Source organism: Sphingobacterium cavernae (assembly GCF_008520265.1).
Lineage (GTDB): Bacteria > Bacteroidota > Bacteroidia > Sphingobacteriales > Sphingobacteriaceae > Sphingobacterium > Sphingobacterium cavernae.
In genome coordinates this window covers 1-1,361 of the sequence record NZ_VIQM01000113.1, presented here as the reverse complement: position 1 = coordinate 1,361, position 1,361 = coordinate 1, and the positions used below count along the sequence as shown (strand labels likewise).

The window sequence follows — 1,361 nt, the reverse complement described above, 5'->3', positions numbered from 1 at the left end:
CAGAAGCGTCCCAAATAAGGTAAAAAATGGCGGTAATTTATATAGCAGGGATTGCTATATTTAATTTGCAAAAATTCAACTACCGCCATGGTAAATATAAATGTATTTTCTCAGATTTTAGGGCTAGTAAACCGTGACATTTTTAATAAATTGGTTCAAAAGTACCAATGTGACAAGCATCATAAAGGAATCAATAGCTGGACACATTTTGTTAGTATGCTTTTCTGCCATCTTTCATCTGCGGATTCCGTTCGTGATATTTCTAATGGGCTGCGTAGTACTACAGGAAACATGAGTCATATGGGTATCTCTAGAACGCCTAGCAAGTCCAATCTATCCTACATCAACAAACATCGCGATCATCGTCTATTCCGAGACCTTTATTATAAACTTTTGGAGCATTTGTGGAATAGAAATTCCCCTAGACGAACTGAGCTTAACAGACTCAAGCGTAAAGTTTTTTTAATGGATGCTACCATTATTCCCTTATGCTTAAGTGTATTTGACTGGGCGAAGTTCCGCAGTGCTAAGGGAGCTGTTAAACTACATACTATACTTGATTATGATGGTTGTATGCCGAGCTTTGTGCATATCACAGATGGCAAACAACATGAATCTAAAATAGCTAAGACCATTTCATTTCCTAAAGGTTGTGTGGTCGTAGTGGATAGAGGCTACGTTGATTATGCTTGGATGAATGTTTTGGACAGCAATCAATGCTTTTTTGTTACACGCAGTAAAAGCAACATGAAATATACTGTGGTGAGATCATTTCAAAGTGAAGCACTCAAGGAAAATAACATCATTATGGATCAGCTCATTGAGCTTGACGGGGATGCTAAGAAACACTATCAAGGAAAGAAGATGCGTCTAGTTCGTTTTTGGGACAGCATAAATAATGCTGAATATGAGTTCTTAACGAACAATTTTACATGGAAAGCATCAACAGTAGCAGCTTTATATAAGGAAAGATGGGAGATTGAAACTTTCTTCAAACATCTAAAACAGCGTCTGAAAGTAACCAGTTTTGTTGGAACCTCAGAAAACGCTGTCTACATCCAAATTTGGACTGCATTAATAGGAATACTACTCTTCAAATACATACAGAAGAAAGCTAAATATGAATGGAACTTATCCAATCTGGTGAACTTTATTCGCTTAAATATATTTGTGAAAATTGATCTCTGGAAATGGGCAAATGATCCATTCTTTTCAGGAAAACCACCTGATAAAATTGGACAGTATAAACTCTTCTAAAGAAAATAGTGAGGATATAATTTGATTTTTCACAAAAAGCTTTCCTAATTAATAGAAGAGGGCAGATTTTTTTACACCCTAAATTTATTTAGGACAGCTGTGAT

1 protein-coding gene is annotated in these 1,361 nt (G+C 35.9%); it reads left to right on the top strand.

Translation table 11 applies throughout. From position 1 onward, the window contains the following. The first annotated feature begins 87 nt into the window (after positions 1-87). A complete protein-coding gene (locus FLS47_RS17605) occupies positions 88-1,257 on the top strand; it encodes an IS4 family transposase (RefSeq protein WP_149915635.1) in 1,170 nt (389 codons plus the stop codon). Positions 1,258-1,361: the final 104 nt, after the last annotated feature.

Excerpts from the sequence above, each read along its gene's own strand:
- FLS47_RS17605 (WP_149915635.1), top strand. The coding sequence starts at position 88 with ATGGTAAATATAAATGTATTTTCTCAGATTTTAGGGCTAGTAAACCGT.